The sequence below is a fragment of the Chryseobacterium sp. CP-77 genome, from assembly GCF_036362765.1.
Taxonomy (GTDB): domain Bacteria; phylum Bacteroidota; class Bacteroidia; order Flavobacteriales; family Weeksellaceae; genus Chryseobacterium; species Chryseobacterium cupriresistens.
Window position 1 is genome coordinate 4074057 of record NZ_CP143637.1, and the last position, 15944, is coordinate 4090000.

At 39.9% G+C, this 15944-nt stretch carries 6 protein-coding genes, 2 tRNA genes and 4 rRNA genes (1 of these 12 only partly in view); 10 read left to right on the forward strand and 2 right to left on the reverse strand.

Annotated features, from left to right (window positions below; translation table 11 throughout):
• Positions 1 to 125: 125 nt before the first annotated feature.
• Positions 126 to 1277, reverse strand: a complete 1152-nt coding sequence (locus V0410_RS18230; protein WP_330745154.1) for a hypothetical protein — start codon at positions 1275 to 1277, stop codon at positions 126 to 128.
• Between the two features lie 102 nt (positions 1278 to 1379).
• On the opposite strand from V0410_RS18230, the gene folE reads away from it, so the two are divergent.
• From folE to V0410_RS18275, 9 genes are all read left to right on the forward strand, one after another.
• Positions 1380 to 2045, forward strand: coding sequence for a GTP cyclohydrolase I FolE (gene folE / locus V0410_RS18235; RefSeq protein WP_002983392.1), 666 nt, complete (start codon positions 1380 to 1382; stop codon positions 2043 to 2045).
• A 6-nt stretch (positions 2046 to 2051) separates the two neighbouring features.
• A complete protein-coding gene (locus tag V0410_RS18240; protein ID WP_330745155.1) occupies positions 2052 to 2483 on the forward strand; it encodes a DinB family protein in 432 nt (143 codons plus the stop codon).
• Between the two features lie 123 nt (positions 2484 to 2606).
• Positions 2607 to 4073, forward strand: a complete 1467-nt coding sequence (cysS, locus tag V0410_RS18245) for a cysteine--tRNA ligase (RefSeq protein ID WP_330745156.1) — start codon at positions 2607 to 2609, stop codon at positions 4071 to 4073.
• Positions 4074 to 5609: 1536 nt separating this feature from the next.
• Positions 5610 to 7126, forward strand: a 16S ribosomal RNA gene (locus tag V0410_RS18250).
• Between the two features lie 219 nt (positions 7127 to 7345).
• A tRNA-Ile gene (locus V0410_RS18255) sits at positions 7346 to 7419 on the forward strand.
• Between the two features lie 81 nt (positions 7420 to 7500).
• Positions 7501 to 7574, forward strand: a tRNA-Ala gene (locus V0410_RS18260).
• A 153-nt stretch (positions 7575 to 7727) separates the two neighbouring features.
• Positions 7728 to 10482 (forward strand): 23S ribosomal RNA (locus tag V0410_RS18265).
• Between the two features lie 136 nt (positions 10483 to 10618).
• Positions 10619 to 10726 (forward strand): 5S ribosomal RNA (gene rrf, locus V0410_RS18270).
• Together the 16S, 23S and 5S rRNA genes with 2 tRNA genes alongside form the textbook arrangement of a ribosomal RNA operon.
• 105 nt (positions 10727 to 10831) lie before the next feature.
• Positions 10832 to 12084, forward strand: a protein-coding gene (locus V0410_RS18275; protein WP_330744717.1) for an IS3 family transposase whose coding sequence is annotated in 2 segments (ribosomal slippage) — positions 10832 to 11159 and positions 11159 to 12084 — 1254 coding nt in all. Because the reading frame shifts where the segments join, the coding sequence is not laid out codon by codon here.
• A gap of 481 nt (positions 12085 to 12565) precedes the next feature.
• Here V0410_RS18275 and V0410_RS18280 read toward each other — a convergent pair.
• Complete coding sequence (locus V0410_RS18280) at positions 12566 to 13561, reverse strand: IS110 family transposase (protein WP_330744043.1); 996 nt, start codon at positions 13559 to 13561, stop codon at positions 12566 to 12568.
• Between the two features lie 1340 nt (positions 13562 to 14901).
• On the opposite strand from V0410_RS18280, the gene V0410_RS18285 reads away from it, so the two are divergent.
• A 16S ribosomal RNA gene (locus tag V0410_RS18285) occupies positions 14902 to 15944 on the forward strand (it continues 474 nt past the right edge of the window).

Genomic DNA, 15944 nt, shown 5'->3' on the forward strand with positions numbered 1-15944 from the left:
GCTTAGAAAGAATCAACTTTGTTGATTCCATCTTTGCTCCCTATAAAATATAACATCAGCAAATAAGACTTTGCGTCAAATAAATTAAAGTATCCAAGAAAAATTAAACTTCTATCTTTCTTACTCTAAAGACCAGTATGTCTCTCAAATTCCTTATTTCTGTCAAACAAATACCGGTAAGTAGCAAGCTTTCGCGTTACTGTAGTGTCAAGAGTTTCTGCAATCTTGATCATTTTCGGATTAAAATCACCAATCCACTGTAGTTCAGTAATCGTAAAATCGGTATGTTTTCTCAAATGCTGAGTTCCTTCCCAGATCATATATCCGTCAATACCTTTCTTCTGCCATTCGGGGACAACACCAAAAACAAGCCCCACCATTTTTTCATTCTTTTTAAAACGTTTTAGAAACAAAAATTTAAGCTTTTGAAAAATCCCGAATTTCCCGTTCAGATATTTAAACCACTGGTTGAGATCAGGAATATTGATCCACATCGCAATCGGTTTTTCGTTTTCGTAGACAAACCAGGAGATATGTTCATTAATGATTGGTTTCATGGTGTTGAACATCTTCAGAACTTTTGCTTCTTCCAGATGCTTTCCTTCTCCATGAGATGCCCATGCTTTATTATAAATCTCTGTAAAATCCTTTGCAAACTTTGGCAGATTATTCTTTTTCATTGATTGTGCAGAAATCGCAGGATTTCTTCTGTTCTTTTCATGCGCAATAGTAAATATCCTCGACACTTCCGCAAAAACAGGTCTGGTAAAACATAGCTGCTCAAAATAAATCTGAAAACCATAATTTTCAAAAAGATCTTTGTAATAAGGGAAATTGTAGTTCATTCCAAATAAAGGCTCAATAAAACCTTCAATTAGAAGCCCCCAGAATTTATCCCGTTCCCCAAAATTGATAGGTCCGTCCATTGCTTCCATTCCTTTTCTTTGAAGCCAGTCTTTACAATGGTCAAAAATAAAATTGGCAGTTTCCTGATCATTAATACAGTCAAAAAAGCCAATTCCTCCCGTAGGCTGCTTTTGCTCATAACAGCCGTTCACAAAAACAGCTACTTTCCCAACGGTGTTGCTATTTTTTTTAAACAGAAACCTTTTACATTCTCCGTTTTTGAAGAATTTATTCTTGGCAGGATCAAAAATCTCCTCAATATGTTTATCTAAAGGACGGATATAATTTTTGTCGTGTTCATAAAGGCGGGCCGGGAATTTCAGAAATTCCCTTTTATGGAGTTGGTTTTGTACTTCTTCGACAATAATCATAGGCTTTCTAATCTGAGCTGGTTATAAAAGATAATGTTTTTCATCCCAATTGAATAGAGATGAACAGATATTATCCGTATTTTTGCTGCAAATTAAATAAAAATGGTTGATTTTACTGATAACGACGATGATATTTTCACTGGAAAAGAACATACGCCTATAAGGGAAGATGCTTTTGATAAATCGCCACAGGAAAAAATTGAAAAAATTACTGAGCTTTTTGGTGAGATTATGGAAACGTTGGGATTGGATATGACAGATGACTCTCTGAAGGATTCTCCAAGACGTGTTGCCAAAATGTATGTGAACGAGATTTTCGGAGGACTGCTTCCTGAAAACAAACCAGGAATCTCCACTTTCTCCAACAAATACAAATACCGCCAGATGCTGGTAGAAAAGGATATCACGGTATACTCTTTTTGCGAGCACCACTTTTTACCCATCATAGGGAGAGCCCATGTTGCTTATATTTCCAATGGCGAAGTAATCGGTCTTTCAAAAATTAACAGAATTGTTGATTATTATGCGAAAAGACCACAGGTTCAGGAAAGACTTACCATGCAGATTGTAGATGCTTTGAAAGAAGCTTTGGGAACGAAAGATGTGGCGTGTATCATTGATGCAAAACACCTTTGTGTCAACTGCAGAGGAATAAAAGATACAGCAAGCTCCACAATTACTGCGGAACTCAGTGGTATTTTCAGAACAAACCCTATCACAAGACAGGAATTCTTACATTACGTAGGAAGTCATGCAAAGCTTGATTAATAAACAATGAACTACCAGATCCTTAAAAATATTATTGATGCAGAGCTTCAGAGATTCCAAAATATTACTGAAGAAGAATGGACATATAAAAATTCCTCGGAAAAATGGTCTAAAAAAGAAATTATTGGCCATCTTTGTGACAGCGCTTTTACAAATATCCGTAGATTTGTTGTGACACAATATAAAGAGAACGAAAATATTGTATATGACCAGAACTTCTGGGTAAAAGCTCAGAACTATCAGAATGTTCCTACCTCAGATCTTATTAATCTGTGGAAATCCTTGAACTATCAGATTGTTCATATCGTAGAAAATATCCCGGACGAAGCATTACAGAGAACCTGTGATACGACCAAAACAGAACCACGGGTCTATACATTGGAGTTTATTATCGATGATTATGTAGATCATTTACAGCATCATTTAAAAGCGATTTAATTATGATAAAATTTAAAAAAGTTTCAGATAAGATTTTTATCACGACAATTATTTGTTGTGACAAAAATATTTTTTAACTCAATTTTGAATCTTTAAAATCATTAAATCTTTAACTTAAAATAAATGCAATTAAAATTATATAACTCCCTTACAGCGGAAAAAGAAATATTCAAACCTATTTTGGAAGGAAACGTCGGAATGTATGTCTGCGGACCTACCGTGTACAGCAATGTACATTTGGGAAATGTAAGAACTTTCCTTTCTTTCGACTTTATCTACCGTACCCTGATGCATTTGGGATACAAAGTAAGATATGTAAGAAATATTACCGACGCAGGACACCTTACCGATGATGGAAATGTAGATAACGACAGATTCGTAAAACAAACCAGACTTGAAAAGCTGGAACCTATGGAAATTGTACAGAAATATACTGTAGATTTCCACAAAGTACTGGATATGTTCAATCTGCTGCCACCCAATATCGAACCTACCGCTACAGGACATATTGTAGAACAGATCGAATTAACTCAAAAGCTGATTGAAAGAGGTTTTGCCTACGAAAGCAACGGTTCAGTATACTTTGATGTTTTGGAATACAATAAAAGAGGACTGAATTACGGTGAACTTTCAAAACGTAATATAGAAGAGCTTTTTGCCAATACCAGAGATCTCGACGGCCAGGGAGAAAAGAAAAACCCACAGGATTTTGCATTGTGGAAAAAAGCATCCCCAGCTCACATTATGAGATGGAATTCCCCTTGGGGAGAAGGTTTTCCGGGATGGCACCTTGAATGTACTGCAATGAGTACAAAATATCTTGGCGAAACATTCGATATCCATGGAGGAGGAATGGATCTTAAATTTCCCCACCACGAATGTGAAATCGCACAAGGGAAAGCCTGCAACGATGCTGCGCCGGTAAATTACTGGATGCACGCCAATATGCTGACGATGAATTCTCAGCGTATGAGCAAATCTACAGGAAACTATATCCTGCCCATGCAGCTGGTGACAGGAGATAACGACTTCTTTGAAAAACCGTTCCACCCTTCAATTGTACGTTTCTGCTTCCTGCAGGCGCACTACCGAAGCGTTCTGGATATTTCAAACGATGCCATGATAGCGAGCGAAAAAGGATTTATCAGATTAATGGAAGCTGTGAAAGTATTGGCTTCTATTACCCCTGATGATTCAAAACAATCCGGTTTCAGCCTGAAAGAATGGAAAAATAAAGCCTATGAAGCATTAACAGATGACTTTAATTCACCAATCCTGATTGCCCACTTGTTTGAAGCGGTGAAATATATCTTTGCGCTGAAAGATGGCAAAGAAACAATTGCAACAGAAGATCTTGAAGACTTAAAATCAACACTGAATGCTTTCATCTTCGACGTTCTGGGATTACAGACCGTAGAAGAAAATAACAATGAAAAACTTGATCAGACCTTAAAAGTTTTGATCGAATTGAGAAACCAGGCAAGAAAATCCAAAAACTTCGAACTTTCAGACCAGATCAGAGATAAACTGCTTGCAGAAGGGATCGAATTAAAAGACGGAAGAGACGGAACATCATACGTTCTGAACTAGAAATATAACTTCGTTTTATCCCCATTCCGTAGGAGTCCCACATATTTAGGATTCTTACGGAATGTTTTTTTATCCTTTCTAGAGAATATGTCCGTATTTCAGATTATGTCTCTTTGTCCTTCACTTTCCCACTCTCAAACTCTATTACCCTCCAACTCTCCAATTTTCTCAGGAGCTATTTCCTGCTATCCATTCATACTCCTCGCGCCCTCGCCCTCCAACGCTCTCACCCTGAGCGAAGCCGAAGGGCCCCCACCCCTAAAACCCGCCCTCCAACGCAAGCTGCGGGGTAACCATTACTATCAGGGCTAGGGTAGGAGTTGTTAATGATGAGAGGTTCGGGTTATTGAGTTTCGAGTTTCGGGTTTTTAGGTAGAAAAGGAACATTGTTGTTGAATTTTCATATTGTAGATTTCTATGGAAACATATTATTGAGTGCAAATCTCTATTCCCCTTGTATCATTCCGCAGGAATCCCAACTTCTTTATGAGAATCCTTAAAGGAAGTGAAATGACAGTATAATATCTAAGACTCTCTAGCGGTTAGTATTAGCAATGTCATGCTGAGCTGAGTCGAAGCATTTTAATTCATTACGGGGTAGTATGTAAATGCTATTACTCCGCTCTCTCTATATATATTATATAAATATACTCTTTAGCATTTCCATCCTTCCCATTCTATATATAATATAAATGTATACATAAAGCAGGCCCCTCTTATCTGTGTAAATCTGCGAGATCCGTGGGCAATGATCATCCCCATACATAAAAAACAACAATCTCCCTTCATTATATATAATCTTCCATCAATAGGAGCGGGCTATAATCCCGAGCTTAATCGAATGAAGCTTATTCTCTTATATAGGCTAGTCTCTCTCTTATATTATATATACCTTATTTTTTTTGATCTTCCTCACCCCAAACCCCGCATCCGGCACCCCGAATCATACCCCTCTCCCCTCAAACACTCAAACTCTCCCACGCTCCCACACTCTCACCCCGATTCTCCAAACAAATGTTTAAAATTTTTCCCCCTGCTACCCAGTTCTTTAGGAACAAATATCACCGTAATGTAAAATTTATGTTAAATAAACTTGTTTTGCGTTGTAGGAAGTTGCTATCTTTGCCCCACTGAAAACGAGAGTAGAACAGTAGCGCAGAAGCGCCTTTAGATAGGCATAAACGATATTACTTCAAAAAAGAAACAAGCGAAAAAAACTTCAAAACTTTTTGTAAAAAAAGTTGCCAGTTAAAAAAGAGTTTGTATCTTTGCAGTCCCAATTAGAGGGAGCGCAGGAGTATAGAGATTGAGGTTTTGAGAAGGGTTAAGGTTACTTAAAAAACTTTAAAATTTTCTTCAAAAACATTTGGTCATTAAAAAATAAAGTTTTACTTTTGCACTCGCAAATACGGAGCGACACTGACAGAGAGATTGCTTCGGAAAAAGCGGAAGATATAAAGATCATTGACATACAATATAACAACCAAGTAAGGAAAAACTAAAGCGTTAAAAACTTTGAGTGAGTCAGACAAACATACAATGGAGAGTTTGATCCTGGCTCAGGATGAACGCTAGCGGGAGGCCTAACACATGCAAGCCGAGCGGTAGAGATCTTTCGGGATCTTGAGAGCGGCGTACGGGTGCGGAACACGTGTGCAACCTGCCTTTATCTGGGGGATAGCCTTTCGAAAGGAAGATTAATACCCCATAATATACTGGATGGCATCATTCGGTATTGAAAACTCCGGTGGATAGAGATGGGCACGCGCAAGATTAGATAGTTGGTGAGGTAACGGCTCACCAAGTCTACGATCTTTAGGGGGCCTGAGAGGGTGATCCCCCACACTGGTACTGAGACACGGACCAGACTCCTACGGGAGGCAGCAGTGAGGAATATTGGACAATGGGTGAGAGCCTGATCCAGCCATCCCGCGTGAAGGACGACGGCCCTATGGGTTGTAAACTTCTTTTGTATAGGGATAAACCTACCCTCGTGAGGGTAGCTGAAGGTACTATACGAATAAGCACCGGCTAACTCCGTGCCAGCAGCCGCGGTAATACGGAGGGTGCAAGCGTTATCCGGATTTATTGGGTTTAAAGGGTCCGTAGGCGGATCTGTAAGTCAGTGGTGAAATCTCACAGCTTAACTGTGAAACTGCCATTGATACTGCAGGTCTTGAGTGTTGTTGAAGTAGCTGGAATAAGTAGTGTAGCGGTGAAATGCATAGATATTACTTAGAACACCAATTGCGAAGGCAGGTTACTAAGCAACAACTGACGCTGATGGACGAAAGCGTGGGGAGCGAACAGGATTAGATACCCTGGTAGTCCACGCCGTAAACGATGCTAACTCGTTTTTGGAGCGCAAGCTTCAGAGACTAAGCGAAAGTGATAAGTTAGCCACCTGGGGAGTACGAACGCAAGTTTGAAACTCAAAGGAATTGACGGGGGCCCGCACAAGCGGTGGATTATGTGGTTTAATTCGATGATACGCGAGGAACCTTACCAAGGCTTAAATGGGAAATGACAGGTTTAGAAATAGACTTTTCTTCGGACATTTTTCAAGGTGCTGCATGGTTGTCGTCAGCTCGTGCCGTGAGGTGTTAGGTTAAGTCCTGCAACGAGCGCAACCCCTGTCACTAGTTGCCATCATTAAGTTGGGGACTCTAGTGAGACTGCCTACGCAAGTAGAGAGGAAGGTGGGGATGACGTCAAATCATCACGGCCCTTACGCCTTGGGCCACACACGTAATACAATGGCCGGTACAGAGGGCAGCTACACTGCGAAGTGATGCAAATCTCGAAAGCCGGTCTCAGTTCGGATTGGAGTCTGCAACTCGACTCTATGAAGCTGGAATCGCTAGTAATCGCGCATCAGCCATGGCGCGGTGAATACGTTCCCGGGCCTTGTACACACCGCCCGTCAAGCCATGGAAGTCTGGGGTACCTGAAGTCGGTGACCGTAACAGGAGCTGCCTAGGGTAAAACAGGTAACTAGGGCTAAGTCGTAACAAGGTAGCCGTACCGGAAGGTGCGGCTGGAACATCTCATTTTAGAGCGTCTTTTGACGTTAAACAAAATCAGTACGCAAGTACATTATACTTACTTAAAGTATAGCTTTAGTTTTTTTGTTTGGTTGATATATAAAAATACAAAACCCACTAGAAATTAGTAAAGGGATTGAGAGAGGCAAAGAAGATAAAAGCAGAGAGAGAAAGACGAAGAAATTAGTCTATTATCAATCAGTCTATCATCTTTTACGTCTAAAAGACAGTCTCGTAGCTCAGCTGGTTAGAGCGCTACACTGATAATGTAGAGGTCGGCAGTTCGAGCCTGCCCGAGACTACTAATTAAAGCGGTAAGCATTAAGCTGGAAGCAGTAGGCAATACGCCTAAAGCTTATAGCGTAAAGCCTGCAGCACCTAGAGGGGAATTAGCTCAGCTGGCTAGAGCGCCTGCCTTGCACGCAGGAGGTCAAGGGTTCGACTCCCTTATTCTCCACAGTTTTGGAAGACTGATTTAAAAGTTACGAATGGAGCCAAAAACAACATTTGTTCATCAGTTGGAAAAGAAGAAATTAAGATCATTGACATTAACGGTAAAGACATCACAAAGAGAAAACCGAGCGTATAAAGCGCTTGAGTAACCAATAGGAAAGAAATCGTTAAGGGCGTATGGCGGATGCCTAGGCTTTCAGAGGCGACGAAGGACGTGGTAAGCTGCGAAAAGCTGCGGGGATTGGCACACACGAATTGATCCGCAGATATCCGAATGGGGCAACCCGGCATATTGAAGATATGTCACCTCGTAAGAGGAGCAAACCCGGAGAACTGAAACATCTAAGTACCCGGAGGAAAAGAAATCGAAGAGATTCCGTAAGTAGTGGCGAGCGAAAGCGGATTAGCCCAAAAGTCTTTTTATGTTTAGAGGAATGTTCTGGAAAGAACAATCGTAGAAGGTGATAATCCTGTACTCGAAAGGCATAATAAGATGATAAATGAGTAGGGCGGGACACGTGAAATCCTGTCTGAATATGGGGGGACCATCCTCCAAGGCTAAATACTCCTGAAAGACCGATAGTGAACAAGTACTGTGAAGGAAAGGTGAAAAGCACTTCGAATAGAAGGGTGAAATAGAACCTGAAACCGTACGCCTACAAGCGGTCGGAGCAGCGTAATGCTGTGACGGCGTGCCTTTTGCATAATGAGCCTACGAGTTAATTTTACTAGCGAGGTTAAGGTATTAAGTACCGGAGCCGGAGCGAAAGCGAGTCTGAATAGGGCGTATAGTTAGTAGGATTAGACGCGAAACCTTGTGATCTACCCATGGGCAGGTTGAAGCTCTGGTAACACAGAGTGGAGGACCGAACCGGTTGACGTTGAAAAGTCTTCGGATGACCTGTGGGTAGGGGTGAAAGGCCAATCAAACTGGGAGATAGCTCGTACTCTCCGAAATGCATTTAGGTGCAGCGTCGTATATAAGTTTATTAGAGGTAGAGCTACTGATTGGATGCGGGGGTTTCATCGCCTACCAATTCCTGACAAACTCCGAATGCTAATAAATGTTCTGCGGCAGTGAGGGCATGGGTGCTAAGGTCCATGTCCGAGAGGGAAAGAACCCAGACCAACAGCTAAGGTCCCCAAATATATGTTAAGTTGAAGCAACGCGGTTGGACTGCATTGACAGCTAGGATGTTGGCTTGGAAGCAGCCATTCATTTAAAGAGTGCGTAACAGCTCACTAGTCGAGCGGTCCGGCATGGATAATAATCGGGCATAAACATATTACCGAAGCTATGGATTTATATTTTAGATATATCTGGTAGGAGAGCATTCTATTTGCGCCGAAGCAGTACTGTGAGGTATTGTGGAGCGGATAGAAAAGAAAATGTAGGCATAAGTAACGATAAAGCAGGCGAGAAACCTGCTCACCGAAAGACCAAGGCTTCCTCAGCCATGCTAATCAGCTGAGGGTTAGTCGGGACCTAACGCGAACCCGAAAGGGGTAGTGGATGGACAATGGGTTAATATTCCCATACTTGCTCACAATAAAAGGGGACGGTTGGATGTAGCTGCTGGAGACTGACGGAATAGTCAAGGCCTAGCCTTCGGGCGAAGCTGCTGTAGTGTAATCTGATCCAAGAAAAGCCGAAGTGAAGCAACCCGTACCAAAACCGACACAGGTGGTCGAGGAGAGAATCCTAAGGTGCTCGAGTGAGTCGTGGCTAAGGAACTAGGCAAAATAGTCTCGTAACTTCGGAAGAAGAGACGCCATCAGCAATGGTGGCCGCAGTGAAGAGGCCCAGGCGACTGTTTATCAAAAACACAGGACTCTGCTAAATCGAAAGATGCTGTATAGGGTCTGACACCTGCCCGGTGCTGGAAGGTTAAGGAAGGTGCTTAGCGTAAGCGAAGGCATTAACTGAAGCCCCAGTAAACGGCGGCCGTAACTATAACGGTCCTAAGGTAGCGAAATTCCTTGTCGGGTAAGTTCCGACCTGCACGAATGGTGTAACGATCTGGGCACTGTCTCAGCCACGAGCTCGGTGAAATTGTAGTATCGGTGAAGATGCCGATTACCCGCAATGGGACGAAAAGACCCTGTGAACCTTTACTATAACTTCGTATTGACTTTGAGTAAGTAATGTGTAGGATAGGTGGGAGGCTTTGAAGCAGGCACGCTAGTGTTTGTGGAGCCGACGTTGAAATACCACCCTTTACTTACTTGGAGCCTAACTTCTTTCAGAAGGACATTGCGTGGTGGGTAGTTTGACTGGGGTGGTCGCCTCCAAAAGAGTAACGGAGGCTTTCAAAGGTACCCTCAGCACGCTTGGTAACCGTGCGTAGAGTGTAATGGCATAAGGGTGCTTGACTGTGAGACCAACAAGTCGATCAGGTGCGAAAGCAGGACATAGTGATCCGGTGGTTCCGTATGGAAGGGCCATCGCTCATAGGATAAAAGGTACTCCGGGGATAACAGGCTAGTCTCCCCCAAGAGCTCACATCGACGGGGAGGTTCGGCACCTCGATGTCGGCTCGTCACATCCTGGGGCTGGAGAAGGTCCCAAGGGTTGGGCTGTTCGCCCATTAAAGTGGCACGCGAGCTGGGTTCAGAACGTCGTGAGACAGTTCGGTCTCTATCTATTGCGGGCGTTAGATGTTTGAGAGGGCTTGATTCTAGTACGAGAGGACCGAATTGAACAAACCTCTGGTGTATCAGTTGTACCGCCAGGTGCACCGCTGAGTAGCTACGTTTGGAAGAGATAAGCACTGAAAGCATATAAGTGCGAAACTCGCCTCAAGATGAGACATCTTTTAAGGGTCGTTGTAGATGACGACGTTGATAGGCTATAGGTGTAAAGACAGTAATGTCATAGCCAAGTAGTACTAATTACCCGTAGATTTATAGCCTTTGGTTGCTATATCATATAATAAATGACAAGTTCTTTATGCGCAGCGAAGGTTTTGTCTTTGTGAAAGTTTTTATCGCTTAAAACGCAATAAGCTTAAGGCTTCAAGCCTGATGCTTAAAGCTATATACCTTCTTTAGGGTGGTTTTAGCGGTGGGGCTCACCTGTTCCCATTCCGAACACAGAAGTTAAGCCCACCAGCGCCGATGGTACTGCTAACGCGGGAGAGTAGGCCGCCGCCAGTTTTTATTTTATTTTTAAAAAATCCTTTATCATAACGATAAAGGATTTTTTTTGTTTGTCTCGTCCTGAAAAAGGTTGACTAAAAAACCATAAAATTAGTCATCCTTATGAATCTAAAAAAAACATCGTCCCCTGTCCAAGAATACAGTGAGGCATTCAAACGACAAGTTGTCTCTGAATATGAACGGGGATTATATACAAAATCCCAATTGCAAACTCGATACAATATTCGGGGTAATTCATGCATTTCTAGTTGGTTAATAAAATATGGTAACTTTACTTATGAAAAACAATTAAGTAAAGGCAGACCTATGAAAGATCCACAGAAACAAAAGATTAAAGAGCTTGAAGCTGCTTTATCCAAAAAGGAAGAAGAGCTCAAAGTGTTTAAGAAATTTATAGAAATCGCAGAGCGTGAGTTGAAGATTGAAATTGTAAAAAAGTCTGGTTCCAATCAATCCAGGAAATAAGGCCGTATACAAATCTTTCACTGGAAGATATCTGCCGATTGTTTGGATACAGTAAACAAGCTTATTATAAAAGGAAGAAACAGCCTGATTCTATCAATAATCAAAAAAGGATTATAGAACTGGTATTATCAATTCGTAAAAAGATGCCTAAAATAGGGACTCGAAAACTTTATGTATTACTTAAAAATGATTTTTCAAAAGAGGATCTTCATATAGGAAGAGATCGGCTGTTTCAACTTTTAAGATCGAATTATCTTTTAATTCCCAGAAGACACAGTTATTTTAAAACAACCAATTCCAGACATTGGATGAAGAAATACCCGAATATTATTAAAGAAAAGGAGTTGAAATGTTCAGAAAAAGTTTGGGTTGCAGATATTACCTATCTGAAGACCAAAGAGAAAAATTATTATCTTCATTTGATTACCGATGCCTATTCAAAGAAAATTGTAGGATATGAACTAAGTGATAATTTACAGACTGCCTCCACATTGAAAGCATTAAAACAAGCCCTAAAGAACAGGGTGTATAAACATTCTTTAATTCATCATTCAGACAGAGGATTGCAGTATTGTAGTAAAGAATATACTGAAACGTTAAGGAAAAATGATATTCTTATCAGTATGACCGAGAACTCGGATCCTTATGAGAATGCTGTAGCAGAGAGGGTAAACGGCATTCTGAAATATGAGTTTGGATTGATTGATACTTTTGAAAACTTTAAGAATCTCTCACAGCAGCTTGACCAATCAATTTATTATTATAATAATTTAAGACCTCATTTTTCCCTAAATTATAACATCCCCAGCCAAGTGCATATGAAAAATAACGTGAAATTAAAAACATACAAAAAACAAAATCAGAATAGGAAAATTCCTACTCTGATTTAAGTATATTTGAAATATTAAACTAGTCAACCTTTTTCAGGACTAGTCAGTTTTATACCCAGCTCAATGTATGAGTAATGAGTAATACATCGATTATTCATCATTCATCACTTATCATTCATCATCTATCATCCATCATTGATCACTTATCAATGATAACGGACAGTACACCCTCCAATGGTCACTCCGGTAGGAGTCTCAACAAAGTATCATCAAATAATTTACAGTATTAAATCGTCTGGATTAAAGGAATCATAAAGACTCTAATAAAGGAGGCTGGATTCCTGCGGAATGACACAGTGGAAAGAAGCGGTGTAAATGAAAAAGAGAGACGCCATTGGAAGCACTAGATCAATTGGAAGGAATGTTTAAGACACTGTTGAAAGATCATTATCCGGTTCAGCATAAAATTATTCATTCTTATGGCTGATATCTTGTTTGATTTCACTACTATCGTTTATTCCACCCATTGTCACTCCGATTTCTATGACAAAAACAAAGAATTATTATAGTTTTTTTCATAAAGTTTCCCTGTTCTGATTATTGCAAAAATTCTATGAATAATTTTGTTTCTCACAGCGTTTAAAACTGCCATTTTGTTTTTACCATCACTTATTTTTCTGTGATAATATATTTTTAAATCATTTTCTAGTCTCACAGCTCTCATTGCAGCCATATGAAGTACTGTTTTCAATGATTTATCCGCATAATAAGAAAGCTTAGGTTTACATTTTATTGATGTTCCAGATTGATAGCCAAAGGGGACCACACCTGCATAACAAGCTAATTTTCTGGGGTTATTAATCTTTGTCAACCCTTCTGTTTTAGCAATAATCATCCAGCTTAATACTTTTCCTACTCCTGGAATACTTTGTATACATTGCTTCTTGGAGTATAAATCTGAGTCATTATCAATGAGTTGTTCTATTTCATTTTCTAAAAAATCTATATGCTTTTCTAAAACTTCAATCTCCTTTTTATTCATTTTTAAAAATTTAGAATCATATCCTATACTTTCAAGTTGTGAATAAAGATGTCTTTGCTTTAATAAAGAAGCTCTTAGCTTTATCTTAGAATTTCGCTCAGAAAACAGCACTTTAATTTTCTTTATGTTATCAGAGCATGGTTTCCATTCTATAAGCTCTTTTTCATGTTTCTCTGTGAACTCACAGATCCTTTTAGCATCAATTTTATCATTTTTACCCCTTATTAAGCCTATACTTTTCTTTAAGTGTAAGGGGTTAAGTACAAAAACTTTAAAATTAAAATACTCCAGAACCTGATATAATTCCCAATTATATCTTCCTGTATTTTCCATGGAAACTATAATCTCAGATTTCGGCTCTTGAAAAATTTTGAAGAATACTTTGATTGCCTTAGCTTCATTGGCAATAACATTAAAAGAATAAGAACCACACTTTTTAATACAGATATCCAGTGTCTTGGCACTAATGTCAATACCTATTACAATTTTTTCCATACTTTTGGTTTAAGTTATAAATGTAAGAGCAATTCATCTGATTCTTAACACCTTGATAATGGGCTTTAAATCCCGAATTTCTATTTAAGTCTTTTGATGAAAAAGCATTTAGTTCTTTATCGGAGTATGAATCATATTCTAAGGAATCTATAGTGTAACTAAATGCTTGCTCTTTTCTAAATGTAATCATTTATTTCATAGAACTAATCTAAAGGCAGGAGTCTCAACAAAGTCTCATCAGTATTAAATCGTCTGAATTAAAGGAATCATAAAGACCCTAATAAAGGAGGTTGGATTCCTGCGGAATGACACAGTGGAAAGAAGCAGAGCAAATGAAAAAGAAAGACGTCATCGGAATCAATAGATCAATTGGAAGGGAATGTTTAAGACACTGTTGAAAGATCATTACCCCGGTTCAGCATAAAATTATTCATTCTTACAGCTGATATCTTGTTTGCTTTCATTACTATCGTTTATCTTAACCGATATTGTTACCCTGCAGAGAGTCAAAGATCTATTTACTACAAAATAGATTTGAAATTGTCAAATCACTTAAGTATTAAAATCTTTATACTTCATCCTATTCTTGATGATGCGTTTACATTCTTTATTTTTGTGATTATCAATAACTTATTTTTCTTAAATACTTAAATGGATTAATATTATTTTTGCTAGCTGTTTGTCTTTACTTTCATGTCTTTGTATGGTTTGCTGGTTAAGAATTAAATATATCTCAAATTACTACTAACTGCAGTAAATTGAATTTCATGGTTTATCCAAGTAATTAGGTTTATAAACAATAATGTGGATAAGTTAAATTTTTACATAAGTACTTGTTTAGTAATAATATATGAATGTAGTTTTCCACATTACATGTTTTTATGTTAAATAAACTTGTTTTGCGTTGTGGGAAGTTGCTATCTTTGCCCCACTGAAAACGAGAGTAGAACAGTAGCGCAGAAGCGCCTTTAGATAGGCATAAACGATATTACTTCAAAAAAGAAACAGACGAAAAAAAAAATCAAAACTTTTTGTAAAAAAAAGTTGCCAGTTAAAAAAGAGTTTGTATCTTTGCAGTCCCAATTAGAGGGAGCGCAGGAGTATAGAGATTGAGGTTTTGAGAAGAGTTAAGGTTACTTAAAAAACTTTAAAATTTTCTTCAAAAACATTTGGTCATTAAAAAATAAAGTTTTACTTTTGCACTCGCAAATACGGAGCAACACTGACAGAGAGATTGCTTCGTTACAAAGCGAAAGATATAAAGATCATTGACATACAATATAACAACCAAGTAAGGAAAAACTAAAGCGTTAAAAACTTTGAGTGAGTCAGACAAACATACAATGGAGAGTTTGATCCTGGCTCAGGATGAACGCTAGCGGGAGGCCTAACACATGCAAGCCGAGCGGTAGAGATCTTTCGGGATCTTGAGAGCGGCGTACGGGTGCGGAACACGTGTGCAACCTGCCTTTATCTGGGGGATAGCCTTTCGAAAGGAAGATTAATACCCCATAATATACTGAATGGCATCATTCGGTATTGAAAACTCCGGTGGATAGAGATGGGCACGCGCAAGATTAGATAGTTGGTGAGGTAACGGCTCACCAAGTCTACGATCTTTAGGGGGCCTGAGAGGGTGATCCCCCACACTGGTACTGAGACACGGACCAGACTCCTACGGGAGGCAGCAGTGAGGAATATTGGACAATGGGTGAGAGCCTGATCCAGCCATCCCGCGTGAAGGACGACGGCCCTATGGGTTGTAAACTTCTTTTGTATAGGGATAAACCTACCCTCGTGAGGGTAGCTGAAGGTACTATACGAATAAGCACCGGCTAACTCCGTGCCAGCAGCCGCGGTAATACGGAGGGTGCAAGCGTTATCCGGATTTATTGGGTTTAAAGGGTCCGTAGGCGGATCTGTAAGTCAGTGGTGAAATCTCACAGCTTAACTGTGAAACTGCCATTGATACTGCAGGTCTTGAGTGTTGTTGAAGTAGCTGGAATAAGTAGTGTAGCGGTGAAATGCATAGATATTACTTAGAACACCAATTGCGAAGGCAGGTTACTAAGCAACAACTGACGCTGATGGACGAAAGCGTGGGGAGCGAACAGGATTAGATACCCTGGTAGTCCACGCCGTAAACGATGCTAACTCGTTTTTGGAGCGCAAGCTTCAGAGACTAAGCGAAAGTGATAAGTTAGCCACCTGGGGAGTACGAACGCAAGTTTGAAACTCAAAGGAATTGACGGGGGCCCGCACAAGCGGTGGATTATGTGGTTTAATTCGATGATACGCGAGGAACCTTACCAAGGCTTAAATGGGAAATGACAGGTTTAGAAATAGACTTTTCTTCGGACATTTTTCAAGGTGCTGCATGGTT

Excerpts from the sequence above, each read along its gene's own strand:
- V0410_RS18280 (WP_330744043.1), bottom strand. The coding sequence starts at position 13,561 with ATGGAAAAAATTGTAATAGGTATTGACATTAGTGCCAAGACACTGGAT.
- V0410_RS18230 (WP_330745154.1), bottom strand. The coding sequence starts at position 1,277 with ATGATTATTGTCGAAGAAGTACAAAACCAACTCCATAAAAGGGAATTT.
- cysS (WP_330745156.1), top strand. The coding sequence starts at position 2,607 with ATGCAATTAAAATTATATAACTCCCTTACAGCGGAAAAAGAAATATTC.
- folE (WP_002983392.1), top strand. The coding sequence starts at position 1,380 with ATGGTTGATTTTACTGATAACGACGATGATATTTTCACTGGAAAAGAA.
- V0410_RS18240 (WP_330745155.1), top strand. The coding sequence starts at position 2,052 with ATGAACTACCAGATCCTTAAAAATATTATTGATGCAGAGCTTCAGAGA.